Genomic DNA, 14,175 nt, shown 5'->3' with positions numbered 1-14,175 from the left:
GAACCGCGTCCAGCCTTATCGTGGGCAAGCACCGCTCCCACAGGGGCGCATTGAACTCAGAGAGTTGCTGTCTTAGTATCAGAGCCCCGAAAGGCCAAGCGCCTGATCTATCCCGCCCAGCGCATCCGCCAGGGCGTTGGCTTTGCTGGCGATCAACTTGCGTTGCTCTGCATCCACCTGGTCGTAAGGGCGCATGCCGGTGCCCGTGCTCAGGCCGTTCAATTCGGTGTCCAGCGCAGCGGCGGCGGCATCGATCTGCTCCAGCAGCGACTTGGCACTTTTTGCCAGCATCGGGCGCAGCAACTCGATGACCTTGCGGGTGCCTTCCAGGTTGGCAACGAAGCCGTTCAGATCGCTGTGGCTGTAGCGTTCCTCTTCGCCGTTGCTGCGGATTTCGGCGAGGCTGCGCATGTTGCGGGCGATGACGCTGGCCAGTTGTTCGGGGGCCATGTTCTGCGCCAGCAACTGCTGCTTGAGCGTGGTGACGTCGGTTTGCAGACGCTGCGCCACCGGGAGCAGGCCTTCAACGCTGTGCTGGTCGAACAGTCCATATTCAAGGCGATGGAAGCCGCTGAATCCTGGGTCCTGCTCGCGTTTTTCGTAGTAGTCGGCGCGGGCGTTGATTGCGTTATCCAGCTCTGCCAGACGCTGGGCAGCGGGGGCGATACGCTGATAAGCCGCCCGGGCCGGAAGATAGGCCGCCTGTGCCGCGCTCAAGTCGCCCGCTGCGATAGCATCCTGAAGGGCGTTCACCGCCTTGATCAGCGCCGAACCCTGGGTGCTCAGGTAAACCCGGTATTCCGACAACGGACCGATGAAAGCAACCATCGAAGGGCGCGCCTTGGCATTGGCTTCCGACTCGGCGGTCGGCGTCACGTGTAGGGTGCCGCGCGGATTGCTCAACAGTCCGCAGGTGATCGCGTAGTCGCCGGGTTGCAGGTTGGCATTGATCACCTGACTCAAACCTGGCGCAATGTTTTCCCGTTCTTCAATCACCAGCACGCCATCGAGAATCTCCCATTCAACGGCCCGCTCGGAACGGTTGACGATTCGGAAGGCGTTCTTGCCCGCTGGCACAGTTAGCGCATTGGGCTCACAGGCATGGGCATGAATGGTGACCACGGTCTCGGCGCTGTTGTTGGCGGCGCGCTTTTTGGTCGCGCTTTGCGAGGCGTAATAAAACAGCCCGCCCGCAGCGATCATGAGCACCACGGAACCGGCGACAGCCAATTTCAAGGCGCGAGGTGGCTTGGCTTTATCTGAAAGCCCTGTAGGACGATTCGACATGGATTGCCTTATTCGTTTGTAGCGGAAGAGGGATGCGAATGCGCCGGTCGGGTGGGCAAATTCACTACCCGAGCGTGGGGCATAAAAAACAGCACCAGCGCGAAGATCAGATAAATCAGGTAAGCGCTGAGGGTGCTGATAGTCGGCGCGTCCTGATAACCGAACATGCCCGCCAGTACCGAGCCTGTTGGGCCATCCATCGGCAACGTTGCGCTGATATCGAAGACCACGGTTTGCAAGTGGTTCCAGACCCCGGCTTCATGCAGCGCCTGCACCGAGTTGGCGAGAATCCCGGCCGCCACCACGAGGATGAACAGCCCGGTCCAGCGGAAGAACAGGCTCAGGTTCAAACGCATGCTGCCGCTGTAGATGGCGAAACCGATCACCACTGCGAGGATCAGGCCGAGCAGGGCGCCCAGTGGTGCGCTGGCTCCCTCACTCTGCTGGAAGACGGCAAGCAGGAAAAACACCGTTTCCAGCCCTTCGCGGGCCACGGCAAAGAACACCATGGCAATCAACGCGTAGGTCTGGTTTTTCGAACCCGCGAGGGCGGCGTCGAGAGATTCATGCAGAGCGTGCTTGATCGAACGCGCCACTTTGCGCATCCAGAACACCATGGAGCTGAGGATCACCACAGCCACCAGGCCGACGACGCCTTCAAACAATTCCTGCTGCTTCTGCGGGAATTCGGCACTGACCAGTTCCAGTCCGCCGCCGACAAACAGCGCCAGGGCGACGGCCAGGAATACGCCAATCCACACGGCCGGCATCCACTCGCCACGGCCGGTCTGCTTCAGGTAACTGGCAATGATGCCAACGATAAGCGCGGCTTCAATCCCTTCGCGCAGCATGATCAAAAAAGGAACGAGCATGTTTCACCAGGGTTAATGCATTAGGCTGATCTGCTTCAGGGCGATAAAAGACACACGCCTGAAACAATGCGTAACATAATGATACTCATTATTGAATGCGCATAGTTGTTTTTTCGCGCTGGATCGTATTTGGATTTTTTATTCAGGTGGGGTTCAGGTGGGGAGAGATGCCTGTAGGAGCTGCCGAAGGCTGCGAATCGGTGTGTCAGGTAAAATCAATCGCAGCCTTCGGCAGCTCCTACAGGGATAGAGTGGTTATTTCAGTTCCCGCAAAATCTCATGCGCCAACTTCACCCGCGCTTCATTGGGGTAATTCTTGTTGGCCAGAATCACGATGCCGACTTTCTTCTCCGGAACAAATGCCACATAGCCGCCGTAGCCAGTGGTAGATCCGGTCTTGTTGATCCAGGCATTTTGCTGCGGTTCGAGCGGCGGATTGATCGGGCTGGCAGGCTGGGTTTCGAAAGCCATCTTGTACGAGTTGCCCTCCTGCAGCGTCTCAACAGTGACCGGGTAGGGGTACTGCTCCCAGATCAGGTCCTGAGTCATTTTCCCCACTTTGAAATAACCCACATGCGTATCAGTAATCGCCTTGGCTAACGCACTGTCTGTCTTGCCAGCGTTGATGTTCAGCTCAACGAAACGCAATAAATCCTTGCTGCTGGATTTCATCCCGTAGGCTTCATTGCCGAGCACACCGCTCTGCAAACGGACCGGTGCGTCCTGTTTGTTATAGCCCTGCGCGTACAAGCTCATCTTGTCGGCAGGCACATTCAGATAGCTGTTGGTCAGTCCGAGTTTTGGGAACAGTTGCTGTTCCATTGCCTGCTCGAACGGGGTGTTCATCGCCTTGGCGGTGATCATCCCCAGCATGCCGATGCTCGGGTTGGCGTAGGTGCGTTTGCTGCCTGCCGGGTATTGCGGTTGCCAGGCCTGCAAGTACGTCATCAGTTGCTCGTTGTTCTGCACCTCGTTGGGCACCTGCAGGGGAAAGCCGCCTGCCGTATGAGTGGCCAGATTGATCAGGCTAACGTTGCCGAAAGCACTACCCTTGAGTTGCGGCAGGTATTTGCCCGGATGATCGCCAAGGGATAATTGGCCGTTGGCCTGGGCGTACGTCGCCAGGGTCGCCGTGAAGGTTTTACTGATTGATCCGAGCTCGAACAGCGTGTCACTGCTGACAGCCTGGGCTGTTTCTCTTGAAGCAACGCCATAGTTGTAGAAATGCTGTTGCCCATTGGACGTTACGGCGATGCTCATGCCGGGAATGTTGTATTGCTGCATGACCTGCGAGGCGGCGTCGCGCACTTTGGCATCAAATTCCGGCTCAGCCTGGGCAGCCCCTGCCAGGTGAGTGAACGAGAGGCTGAAGGCGAGCATCAGCAAAGTGGGGAGTGAATGCATCGGGGTTTCCTTGGATTCCATTCAGGGGAGGGCAAATAAACAGTTGGAGGATCGGCCTTCAGTAAACGTTCTGTCGCAAGGTGTTTCTCAGAAGCTCGATAAACTGCCGTGCCGCCGGGCTCAAGCCCCGGCCGCTTCGGGTGATCAAACCGATGTCTCGATTGACACCAGGATGGTCCACCGGGACGCAAACCATATCATCCCGGCCTTCATCAGCTGACTCCGGCAACAGCGTCATCCCCAGGCCCTGACGAACCAGCGCCAGCACTGTGGACATGTAATTGGCTTCCAGCCCGGGCACCAGTGTCAGTTGCTCATCGGCGAACAATTGCTCCACTCGCTCGCGCACGCTGCTGTCCCGACCGGTCAGAATAATCGGTTGATCGGCCAGCTCTTCAAGTTTTATTGACGTGTGTCTGGCCAGCGGATGATTGGCCGGCAGGAACAGACACAAACGGTCGGTCAGTACCACTTCGAAGTCCAGGCCGTGGCCCATTCGCGCGCGGACTCCCAAACCGAAATCTACTTCACCTTCCCGGACCAGCGCGTCGATGCGTTGCGCCACCACATCGCGCAAGCGTACTTCGACGCCCGGGAACTGATCACGAAACAGGCGCAGTACGGGCGGCAAGGTGCTGGAGCACATGGAGGGCAGGGCGGCGATGGTGACTACGCCACGGCGCAATGCCGCCAGATCGCGAGCGCCGCTGACGATGTTGTCCAGGTCCAGCAGCAATTTCTCCATGGGCAGTAAGTTGCTTTGCCCCGCCGCGGTGAGGCTCACATGGCGCGGGCTGCGCTCCAGCAACGGTACGCCGAGCCATTCTTCGAGTTGCTGGATCTGCACGGTCAGTGCCGAAGGGCTCAGATTCAGTTTTAGCGCGGCCTTGGCAAAGCTACCGCTGTGGGCGACCGCAAGAAAGGCGCGGATGTGCTGGATGGAGTTCTTCGCATTCGAGTTATTCATTTTGTTTTTCCGAATACAGGGTGCTGAACATTTCAATTTACAAAGCTTACCTGTGTTTTCAATACTCGTTGAAAACAACAACAGCTCATTCGCCGCGCCAGCGGACAGGATGACGAACAGGAAGTACCTATGCTCGCCACGCTCGGTGTCATTACCATTCTCTGTCTGCTCGCTGCCGTCATGAGCAAACGCCTCTCACCCCTCGTCGCACTGATTGCCTTACCGATTATTGCTGCCCTCATCGGCGGTTTCGGTCTGCAAACCAGCGGCTTCATCATCACCGGCATCAAGAACGTCGCCCCTGTGGTGGGTATGTTCGTGTTTGCCATTCTGTTCTTCGGGGTGATGACCGACGCGGGCATGCTCGACCCGATCATCGACCGCATTTTGCGCACCGTCGGTACTCGGCCGACACGCATTGTGATGGGCACCGCACTGTTGGCGCTGCTGGTGCATCTGGACGGCTCCGGGGCCGTGACTTTTCTGGTGACCATCCCGGCGATGCTGCCGCTGTACACACGACTCGGCATGGATAAACGCATTCTGGCCTGCGTGACGGCCATGGCCGCCGGGGTCAACTTTTTACCGTGGACCGGCCCTGTTTTGCGTTCTTCTGCGGCCTTGCATGTGCCGGTGGCGGACCTGTTCCAGCCGCTGATCCCGGTGCAACTGGTGGGGCTGGCATTCGTATTCTTCTGTGCCTTCATGCTCGGTCGTCGGGAAGAAAAACGCCTCGGCCTGGGGGCTGGCACCAACGTGGACGTAGTGCCAAAGCGGGTGTTGGCTGATCACGAAGAGATCCTGCGTCGCCCGCGCCTGTTCGGGCTCAATCTGATCCTGACCATCGCAGTGATGGGCGTGATGATTTCCGGCCTGGTGGATCCGGTGGTGATGTTCATGCTCGGCACGGTCGTCGCGTTGTGCATCAACTATCCGAACGTCGACGCCCAGCGGGCTCGTATCGATGCGCATGCCAAAACCGCGCTGACCATGGCCAGCATCCTGCTCGCGGCCGGGGTGTTCACCGGCATCATGCAAGGCACCGGCATGCTCAAGGCCATGGCCGAAGTGGCGGTGGCGCAGATTCCTGCGGGTCACGGCAAGCTGATCCCGATGGTCGTGGGCTTTATCTCCATGCCGCTGAGCATGCTGTTTGATCCGGACTCGTTCTATTTCGGCGTCATGCCGGTGATTGCCGAAGTCGGCAAGGCGCTGGGCGTCGATCCGCTGCAAGTGGCCCAGGCCTCATTGCTTGGCGTACACACCACCGGCTTCCCGGTCAGCCCGCTGACCCCGGCAACGTTCCTGCTGGTGGGCCTGTGCAAGATCGAATTGGCTGACCACCAGCGTTTCACCATTCCGTTCCTGTTCGCCGCCTCGGTATTGATGACCCTGACGGCGCTGCTGCTGGGTGTGTTCTGACCGGAGCCCCCCGAAGTCGCGCTGCATACACGGGGCCTATGTGGGAGCGGTGCTTGCCCGCGATAAGAGCACCACGATTTATCCTGAACCGCGTCGCCCTTATCGCGGGCAAGCACCGCTCCCACATGAAAACCGCATTTATTCAGTGATTTATATTTTGTTTGTCAGGAGTACCAACATGAAAACCTTACGCATCGGTTCCGGCGCCGGCTATTCCGGCGACCGTATCGAGCCTGCCGTCGAGTTGGCTGAACACGGTGATCTGGATTATCTGGTCTTCGAATGCCTCGCCGAGCGCACCATCGCGTTGGCGCAACAGGCTCGACTGGACAACCCCGAAACCGGCTACGACCCATTGCTGAGTGAGCGCATGCGCCGAGTGCTGCCGTTTGTAGGCGCAGGGTCGAAGCGGCGCTTGCGGGTCATTACCAACATGGGCGCGGCCAATCCGTTGGCGGCGGCACGGGAGGTGCGGCGCCTTGCTGCCGAGTTGGGTCTACATGGCCTGAAAGTCGCTGCTGTGACCGGCGATGACGTGCTGGCTGCCTTGCAGGTGAACCCGCAACAGTTTCTGGATAACGGCGCAACCTTGGGTTCGCTGGGCGAGCGGCTGATCTCTGCCAACGCTTACATGGGCGCCGAAGGGATTGTCGAGGCACTGCGGGCCGATGCCGATGTCGTGATCACCGGGCGGGTTGCTGATCCGTCGTTGTTCCTTGCACCTCAGCTGTTTGAGTTCGGCTGGGCGGCGGATGATTGGACGTTGCTGGGCCGTGGCACCCTCATCGGTCACTTGCTTGAATGCGCGGGGCAGATCAGTGGCGGTTATTTTGCCGACCCTGGCTACAAGGACGTGCCGGACCTGGCGCGCCTGGGCTTTCCTTTGGCTGAAGTGGATGCATCCGGTTCTGCAGTGATCAGCAAAGTCGCAGGTTCAGGTGGGCGTATCGACACCGCGACCTGCACCGAGCAGCTTGTCTATGAAGTACACGATCCAGCGGCGTACCTGACGCCGGATGTCTGTGCAGATTTTTCGACCGTCGGGTTTGAGGTTGAGGGGCTGGACCGGGTTCGGGTCAGTGGCGCGCAGGGCAAGCCAAGGCCCGAAACCTTGAAAGTCTCGGTGGGTTTTCTCGATGGCTGGATTGGCGAAGGGCAGATTTCCTATGGCGGGCCGGGTGCGTTGGCGCGGGGCAGGCTGGCCCGGGATGTGGTGCTGGAACGTCTGAAACTGACCGGCGTCATCTATGAAGACATCCGTGCCGAGTTGCTTGGCGTGGACTCGTTGCACGGTGACGATCTGGGTTCGCGCACCGCGGGTGAGCCTTGGGAAGTGCGTCTACGCGTGGCCGCCCGTTGTGCCGACAAGGCCCAGGCGATACGCATCGGCAATGAAGTCGAAACCCTGTACACCAACGGTCCCTATGGCGGCGCCGGGGCAACTAAAGGCCTGCGTCAGGTGGTGGCGGTCGCGTCGTTATTCGTGCCGCGTTCTGCGGTCAAAGCGCAGGTACACTTGGAGGATGCATCATGAGCAAGCCGGTAAAACTCCGCGAGCTGGCCCATTCCCGAACCGGCGACAAGGGTGACACCTCGAATATCTCGGTGATTGCCTATCGTGCTGAAGACTATTCACGTTTGTGTGAGGCACTGAGTCCAGAGCGGGTGGCTGAATATTTCGCCGAGCTGCTGGACCCGAACTCAGGCTCCGTGCGCCGTTATGAGCTACCCAACGTTCACGCTCTGAACTTTGTCCTGCCCGGCATCCTGCGCGGCGGCGTAACTCGCTCACTGGCGCTGGATGCACACGGCAAGGCGCTGGGCGCGGCGTTGCTGGATATCGAGGTATAACGGATTGCTTGTCGACAACACGAATGACTGGAATGCCCAAAGTGCTGGCGCAATGTCGTGGGACCGGCTTTAGCCGGGAAGAGGTCGTCACAGGCGCTAAAAATGAGCCGTTAGAAATACCGCTTTCCCGGCTAAAGCCGGTCCCACGTCACACATCAGCTTGCGGATCCAAAATAGCATCCGCCACAGAGGCTGCATTCAACCAGCCTCACCCATGCTGCACATCGGTCCGCTTGAGCAACTGCTTGCAACGATTCGACAAATGCACCACGCGCAGGTGCTTGCCTGCCTTGGTGTAGCGCTCGCGCAAAGTCTGCAAAGCCGACACCGCCGAGTAATCGACAAAGCTCAGGTGGCGGCAATCCAGAGTGACCTGGGCAGGGTCTTCAGCCGTGTCGAACTGGTTGAGAAAGCGCGTCGTGGAGGCAAAGAATAGCGTGCCGTGCAGGGTGTACACCTTGCTGCCGTCAGCCTCCAGATGCGTATCCGCGTATAACTCCCGCGCCTGTTGCCAGGCAAAGTTGAGCGCCGCGATCACGATCCCGAACATCACCGCCGTGGCCAGATCGGTCAATACCGTCACCACGGTCACGGCGATGATCGCCAGCACGTCGTTGACCGGAACCTTGTGCAGCACGCGCAACGACGCCCAGGCGAAGGTCTGCTGGGCCACCACGAACATCACCCCGACCAGCGCGGCCAGCGGGATTTCTTCGATCAGCGGCGACAAAAACAATACGAACATCAGGATCATCAACCCCGCGACCACGCCGGACAAACGACCCCGGCCACCGGAGCTGAGATTGATCACAGTCTGGCCGATCATCGCGCAACCGCCCATGCCTCCGCACACGCCTGAAGCCATGTTGGCCACGCCCAGCGCCACGCATTCACGGTCAGGGAAGCCACGGCTCTCGGTGATTTCATCGGTCAGGTTGAGGGTCAGCAGGGTTTCCAGCAGACCCACCAGCGCCATCAGAATCGCGTAAGGCGCGATGATGCGCAGGGTTTCCAGATCCCACGGCACTTCCGGCAAGGCCAGGCTCGGCAGGCCGCCGGCGATATGCGCCATGTCGCCCAGGGTATGGGTCGGAAGATCAAGCAGGTAGACCAGCAGACCGACGCCCAGAATCGCGATCAGCGCAGGCGGTATCGCCTTGGTCAGGCGTGGCAGCAGGTAGACGATGGCCATGGTCAGCGCCACCAGACCGATCATCAGGTACAACGGTTTTCCAGTCAGCCAGGCGTCGCCCACCTTGAAGTGTTCGAGCTGAGCCATGGCGATCACAATTGCCAGGCCGTTGACGAATCCGAGCATCACCGAATACGGCACCATCCGTACCAGCTTGCCCAGGCGCAGCACGCCAAACAGGATCATGATCAATCCGCCCAGCAGCACCGTCGCCAGCAAATACTGCACACCGTGTTGCACTACCAGCGCGACGATCACCACTGCCATGGAACCTGCCGCGCCGGAAATCATCCCCGGCCGCCCACCGAACAGTGCGGTCAGCGTGCAGATGATGAACGCGCCATAAAGGCCCATCAGTGGGTTGAGGTGAGCGACCAAGGCAAAGGCGATGCACTCGGGCACCAGAGCGAAGGATGTGGTGAGTCCGGCCAGGACATCGGCGCGTATACGGGCTGGTTTCATGAGTTACCTGAAGGGGAAATGCCGGAAAGCAAAAAGAGGGGATGTTACTGAATGTGGCTGGTGGGTGCTAACGAATGCGACAGAAAACTTGTAGGAGCTGCCGAAGGCTGCGAACCGCGGTGTGTCAGATATGACGCTTTCGCAGCCTTCGGCAGCTCCTACAGGTTGTGTCAGCGTTCGTATATGCTTTGCACCCCCTCCCTCAACCGAGCGATGCACCACCCATGAATGTCGTGTCCCCTTTGCAGGCCTATGAGCGGGCCGTCGAGCAGTTGGGCTTCCAGCCGGACGCTGCGCAGTTGCAGGCGGTTCAACAGCTGCAGGCCTGTTTTCAGGCACTGAACGACAACCCGAAAACGGCTCAGGGCGTATACCTGTGGGGGCCGGTGGGGCGGGGTAAAACCTGGTTGATGGATCGTTTTTTCGAAAGCCTCAGCGTTCCGGCCCGGCGTCAGCATTTCCATCACTTCATGCGCTGGGTTCACAAGCGCATGTTCGAACTGATCGGCACCTCCAACCCGCTGAAAGTAGTGGCTCATGAGCTGGGGCGTGATGTGCGGGTGATGTGTTTTGACGAGTTATTTGTCACTGACATCGGCGACGCGGTGATCCTCGGCGGTTTGCTGCAAGCGATGTTCGAAGCAGGCGTGGTGCTGGTCTGCACCTCCAACCAGCCACCCGAGCAGTTGTACAGCCATGGTCATAACCGGGAGCGATTCCTGCCCGCTATTGCAGCGATTCAGCGTTACATGCAGGTCGTCACGGTGGATGGCGGCGAAGACCATCGCCTGCATCCGGGGCTGCTGCATCAGCGGTATTTCGTTACCACGCCGGGGCAGAGCAGTGCGCTGGCATCTGTATTGGAAACGCTCAAAGGTAATGAAGCCGTGTCCAGTGGCGCAGTACCTGTGGGCCATCGCAGCATCAACAGCATTCAGCACAGCGACTCAGTGTTGTGGTGCCGCTATGGCGACTTGTGTGAGCAGCCGCTGGCCGCCATGGACTTCATCGAGCTGTGCGACCGCTTCTCGACGATATTGCTCAGTGAAGTTCCGGCCCTCAGTGCGCCACAGCGCGAAGCGAAAATTGCCCGTGGCACTGAGGACGCAGTCGAGCAAGTGGTCGCCGGTGATCGCGAACTGCCGCAGCTGTCGCCCCACGATGACGGAGTCCGACGTTTCATCGCGTTGGTCGACGAATGCTACGACCGTCGCGTGCCTTTATATGTCGAGGCGGCAGTGCCCATGCACGAGCTCTACACCCAGGGTTATCTGTCGTTCGCGTTTCGTCGCACCCTGAGCCGTTTGCAGGAAATGCAACTGGAGCGCTTTATCCAGTAATCAGCTCCGACGCTGCGCCAGTACGTGTTTGCAGCCTTCTAAAATCAGCACCAGCACCGCCAGCCAGATCGGAATGTAAGTCATCCATTCGTCGCGGCCGATGCTCTCGCCCAACAGCAATGCTACGCCGACCAGCAACACCGGCTCGACATAACTGAGCAGGCCAAACAGGCTGAATGGCAGCAGGCGGCTGGCGACGATATAGCTGACCAGTGCCGAGGCGCTGATCAGCCCCAGCACTGGAATCAGCAGATACAGCATCGGGAATTGTTCAACCACGGAGGCATCGCCGTTGACGATGAACCATACGCTGATGGGCAGCATGAAGGCCATGTCGAACCACAAGCCGCCCAGGTTATCGGTGGCCAATTTACGGCGCAGCACGAAGTACAGTGGATAGCCGACTGCTACCAGCAAGGTTTCCCAAGCGAAACTGCCATGATTGAGCAACTCGTTGGCGACACCCACCATGGCGCAGAAGGCGGCGATTTTCTGCAACCGCGACAGCCGCTCGCCATAGACGATGCGCCCGGTGACGACCATCGTCAGTGGCAGCAGGAAATAACCCATGGACACCTGCAGGCTGCGGCCATGCAGCGGCGCCCACATGAACACCAGCAACTGCGCGCCCAACAGCAGTGAGCACAAAGCGATACCAATCAGCAGTGCCGGTTGCTGGCGGATACGTCCGGCGATCTTTCTGACCAGATGCCAGTCGCCGCTGAACAACAGAAAGACGGTCACACACGGCACCGTCAGCAACATCCGCCAGCCGAAGATCTCTTCCCCACCCAGTGGCTTGAGCAGCGACGTATAGAAATACATCACCCCAAACAGCACTGAAGCCAGGACCGACAGCACCACACCTTTATACACAGCAGCCTCTTCACGTCGCGGGCAATTGCAGGGCGGCCCGGTTCAAAATGGTGCGTAGTTTAGCTGCGCAAACCTATTGGAGCGAGCGTGATCCCGGCGGGAAATTTGCGAATGGGATTTCCAGGCTGATGCATTTTCCTTGTGGGAGCGGTGCTTGCCCGCGATAAGGCTGGACGCGATCTAAAGTGAATCGCGTCCAGCCTTATCGCGGGCAAGCACCGCTCCCACAGGGAAATGCGCCAACCTAAGATACCCACTCCTCCATACCCATTTGGTTAACCCCCAACCTTTGTTAGTCTGCACTCCATTTCCGGACCTCTTGGTCCGCCGTTTTTCAAGGAGCCTGCATGACTTCCATCAGCACCTCGGCACCGGTTGTGCCGGGTCGACTGGAGCAATTCTCCACCCGTGTGGCCTTTTTTATTGCCGGTTTTGCCATTGCCGCCTGGGCACCGTTGGTGCCGTATGCCAAAGCCCGGGTCGGGCTGGATGAGGGCACTTTGGGCCTGTTGCTGCTGTGTCTGGGTGTCGGTTCTATCATCGCAATGCCCTTGGCCGGTGCGCTGGCAGCGCGAATTGGCTGTCGCCGGGTGTTGCTGATTTCTTCGGCGATCATCTGTCTGTGCCTGCCGCTGTTGGCCACGGTTTCGCATCTGCCGTCGTTGATTGCCGTGCTGTTTATCTTCGGCGCCGCCATGGGGGCGCTGGATTGTGCGGTGAATATCCAGGCGATCATCGTCGAGCGTGCCAGTGGCAAAACCATGATGTCCGGTTTTCATGGCCTGTTCAGCCTGGGTGGCATCGCCGGTGCAGCGGGAGTCGCCGGTTTGTTGAGCGTGGGCGCGTCGCCTCTGGTGTCGATGTTTGCCGTTGTCGCCGTTTTACTGATCGCGCTGCTCAAGGCCGCACCGCATTTCCTGACTTACGGCAGCGAAACCGATGGCCCGCCATTCGCCATCCCACGGGGCGTGGTGCTGTTCCTCGGCCTGCTGTGTTTCACGGTGTTCCTGTCCGAAGGCGCAATGCTGGACTGGAGCGCGGTGTTCCTCAGCGAGTTGCGCGGTGTTGAAACCTCCTACGCGGGGCTGGGGTACGCGGTATTTGCCTTCACCATGACCCTGGGCCGATTGTTCGGCGATGCCGTGGTGCGGCGTGTCGGGCCACGGCACATCGTCATTCTTGGTGGCTTGTGTGCGGCGGCGGGGCTGGCGTTGGCGACCCTCATACCGTCATGGCAAGCCGCACTGCTCGGTTACGCGTTGGTGGGCGCGGGCTGTTCGAACATCGTGCCGGTGTGCTACAGCGCGCTGGGCCGACAAAAGAGCATGCCCGAGAATGTCGCAGTCCCGGCGTTGACCACCCTGGGTTACGCCGGGATTCTGATCGGCCCGGCAGCGATTGGCTTCATCGCCCACGCCAGCAGCCTGGAAGTCGCGTTCATGGTCGTCGCCGTGATGCTGGTGGGCGTAGCCATTGGCGGTTCACGGCTCAAGGTCTGACTTACAGCTTGCGAGCCATGCCGGAAACCCGGATCGAACTGCCTTCCTGCTCCGGGCTGCCTTGTTCCGGAATCTGCGCCCGCAGTATCGAGCGACTGCCCATGTCCTCGCCCTGCACAATGTCGATATGCCCGCCGTGGGGCCATTCAAGATCGCGCAGATAACCGGCGAACGCCGCGGTTGCAGCGCCAGTGGCGGGATCTTCGTACACGCCGCCCCACGCGAACGGATTGCGGGTGTGGAACAGCTGCAGGTTTTCCGCATACGCTAGCAATACCGTGACCCATCCGGCTCGGGTCATCAGCTCGTGTCCGGCCTGTTGGTCATATTCCATGGCCCGCAGTTTTTCCCGGCTGTTCAACACCAGCACCAGATGCTGCGCGCCACCGTTGATCAATGCCGGTGGAATGCGCGCATCCAGATCGTGTTGCGCATAGCCGAACATCGCCAGTGCTTCGTGCAGCAAGGCATCATCAACAGGGCCGCTGTGAGTCGGTGGTGATTGCAGAGCGGCTGAAATCAAATCGCCCTGGGCGTGGCCTTCGACGCTGATCTGCGCCTGATTCAGCGTCAGATTAAACACCCCATCGCCATGCTGCCCGGCCAGTGCCGCACCGAGGGCAATCGTCGCGTGACCGCAGAACGGTACCTCGGCTTCAGGCGAGAAATACCGCACCCGAAAGCCCTCGGCGATGGGTGCTGCAAACGCAGTCTCGGAAAACCCTACCTCGGCAGCAATCCGCTGCATCGTTGCCTCATCCGGCAAAAAATCACCGAGCCATACACCGGCGGGGTTGCCGCCCTGGTCGCCGTCGCTGAAAGCAGCCAGTTTTAGAACGTTGTTGGTCATGTTGGTAAGGGCCTGTAATAAGAGTGCCGGCGAGTTTCCTCACAGCCGGGGCTGTACTCCAACCAATAGTCCTTATGTGAAGCATCTGCAAATTTGATCGATAGATGAGCAGCGCACAATTCCTGTAGGAGCTGCCGAAGGCTGCGAAGCGGT

General features: G+C 59.4%; 12 protein-coding genes. 5 read left to right on the top strand and 7 right to left on the bottom strand.

The window, feature by feature from the left end; genetic code table 11:
- Nucleotides 1–78: 78 nt before the first annotated feature.
- From efeO to CKW31_RS20740, 4 genes are all read right to left on the bottom strand, one after another.
- Entirely contained in the window at nt 79–1,287 is a 1,209-nt protein-coding gene (gene efeO, locus CKW31_RS20755; RefSeq protein WP_095099413.1) for an iron uptake system protein EfeO, read from the bottom strand.
- An 8-nt stretch (nt 1,288–1,295) separates the two neighbouring features.
- Nucleotides 1,296–2,159: an iron uptake transporter permease EfeU gene (gene efeU / locus CKW31_RS20750; RefSeq protein ID WP_095099409.1), complete on the bottom strand. Its 864-nt coding sequence runs from the start codon at nt 2,157–2,159 to the stop codon at nt 1,296–1,298.
- 255 nt (nt 2,160–2,414) lie between these two features.
- Nucleotides 2,415–3,563, bottom strand: coding sequence for a class C beta-lactamase (ampC, locus tag CKW31_RS20745; protein WP_095099404.1), 1,149 nt, complete (start codon nt 3,561–3,563; stop codon nt 2,415–2,417).
- A gap of 58 nt (nt 3,564–3,621) precedes the next feature.
- The gene (locus tag CKW31_RS20740; protein ID WP_095099401.1) at nt 3,622–4,530 is read right to left on the bottom strand and encodes a LysR family transcriptional regulator; all 909 of its coding nucleotides are present in this window, start codon (nt 4,528–4,530) and stop codon (nt 3,622–3,624) included.
- Between the two features lie 129 nt (nt 4,531–4,659).
- On the opposite strand from CKW31_RS20740, the gene CKW31_RS20735 reads away from it, so the two are divergent.
- The 3 genes from CKW31_RS20735 (at nt 4,660) to CKW31_RS20725 (ending at nt 7,803) form a co-directional block, all read left to right on the top strand.
- A complete protein-coding gene (locus CKW31_RS20735; protein ID WP_095099399.1) occupies nt 4,660–5,952 on the top strand; it encodes a CitMHS family transporter in 1,293 nt (430 codons plus the stop codon).
- Between the two features lie 178 nt (nt 5,953–6,130).
- The gene (locus tag CKW31_RS20730; protein WP_095099398.1) at nt 6,131–7,486 is read left to right on the top strand and encodes an acyclic terpene utilization AtuA family protein; all 1,356 of its coding nucleotides are present in this window, start codon (nt 6,131–6,133) and stop codon (nt 7,484–7,486) included.
- Entirely contained in the window at nt 7,483–7,803 is a 321-nt protein-coding gene (locus CKW31_RS20725) for a hypothetical protein (RefSeq protein WP_095099397.1), read from the top strand. The genes CKW31_RS20730 and CKW31_RS20725 overlap by 4 nt, the downstream gene beginning before the upstream one ends.
- Nucleotides 7,804–8,011: 208 nt before the next feature.
- Here the strand turns inward: CKW31_RS20725 and CKW31_RS20720 are convergent, their stop codons facing one another.
- A complete protein-coding gene (locus CKW31_RS20720) occupies nt 8,012–9,457 on the bottom strand; it encodes a SulP family inorganic anion transporter (protein WP_095099395.1) in 1,446 nt (481 codons plus the stop codon).
- A gap of 224 nt (nt 9,458–9,681) precedes the next feature.
- On the opposite strand from CKW31_RS20720, the gene zapE reads away from it, so the two are divergent.
- The gene (zapE, locus tag CKW31_RS20715; RefSeq protein ID WP_095099392.1) at nt 9,682–10,797 is read left to right on the top strand and encodes a cell division protein ZapE; all 1,116 of its coding nucleotides are present in this window, start codon (nt 9,682–9,684) and stop codon (nt 10,795–10,797) included.
- On the opposite strand, the gene rarD is transcribed toward zapE, so the two are convergent.
- Nucleotides 10,798–11,673, bottom strand: coding sequence for an EamA family transporter RarD (gene rarD, locus CKW31_RS20710; protein ID WP_095099390.1), 876 nt, complete (start codon nt 11,671–11,673; stop codon nt 10,798–10,800). It lies immediately after the preceding gene.
- A gap of 347 nt (nt 11,674–12,020) precedes the next feature.
- Here rarD and CKW31_RS20705 point away from each other — a divergent pair, with 347 nt between their 5' ends.
- Entirely contained in the window at nt 12,021–13,172 is a 1,152-nt protein-coding gene (locus tag CKW31_RS20705) for an MFS transporter (RefSeq protein ID WP_095099388.1), read from the top strand.
- A 1-nt stretch (nt 13,173) separates the two neighbouring features.
- On the opposite strand, the gene CKW31_RS20700 is transcribed toward CKW31_RS20705, so the two are convergent.
- Nucleotides 13,174–14,022 (bottom strand): PhzF family phenazine biosynthesis protein, encoded by an 849-nt coding sequence (locus CKW31_RS20700; protein WP_095099386.1) that lies wholly within the window; start codon nt 14,020–14,022, stop codon nt 13,174–13,176.
- Nucleotides 14,023–14,175: the final 153 nt, after the last annotated feature.

Source organism: Pseudomonas sp. Irchel 3A5, assembly GCF_900187575.1.
GTDB lineage: Bacteria > Pseudomonadota > Gammaproteobacteria > Pseudomonadales > Pseudomonadaceae > Aquipseudomonas > Aquipseudomonas folii.
The sequence above is the reverse complement of the archived record's forward strand: the minus strand, read 5'-3'. Positions and strand labels throughout refer to the sequence as shown.

Excerpts from the sequence above, each read along its gene's own strand:
- CKW31_RS20740 (WP_095099401.1), bottom strand. The coding sequence starts at position 4,530 with ATGAATAACTCGAATGCGAAGAACTCCATCCAGCACATCCGCGCCTTT.
- CKW31_RS20735 (WP_095099399.1), top strand. The coding sequence starts at position 4,660 with ATGCTCGCCACGCTCGGTGTCATTACCATTCTCTGTCTGCTCGCTGCC.
- CKW31_RS20730 (WP_095099398.1), top strand. The coding sequence starts at position 6,131 with ATGAAAACCTTACGCATCGGTTCCGGCGCCGGCTATTCCGGCGACCGT.
- CKW31_RS20720 (WP_095099395.1), bottom strand. The coding sequence starts at position 9,457 with ATGAAACCAGCCCGTATACGCGCCGATGTCCTGGCCGGACTCACCACA.
- efeO (WP_095099413.1), bottom strand. The coding sequence starts at position 1,287 with ATGTCGAATCGTCCTACAGGGCTTTCAGATAAAGCCAAGCCACCTCGC.
- CKW31_RS20700 (WP_095099386.1), bottom strand. The coding sequence starts at position 14,022 with ATGACCAACAACGTTCTAAAACTGGCTGCTTTCAGCGACGGCGACCAG.
- CKW31_RS20705 (WP_095099388.1), top strand. The coding sequence starts at position 12,021 with ATGACTTCCATCAGCACCTCGGCACCGGTTGTGCCGGGTCGACTGGAG.
- efeU (WP_095099409.1), bottom strand. The coding sequence starts at position 2,159 with ATGCTCGTTCCTTTTTTGATCATGCTGCGCGAAGGGATTGAAGCCGCG.
- CKW31_RS20725 (WP_095099397.1), top strand. The coding sequence starts at position 7,483 with ATGAGCAAGCCGGTAAAACTCCGCGAGCTGGCCCATTCCCGAACCGGC.
- ampC (WP_095099404.1), bottom strand. The coding sequence starts at position 3,563 with ATGCATTCACTCCCCACTTTGCTGATGCTCGCCTTCAGCCTCTCGTTC.
- zapE (WP_095099392.1), top strand. The coding sequence starts at position 9,682 with ATGAATGTCGTGTCCCCTTTGCAGGCCTATGAGCGGGCCGTCGAGCAG.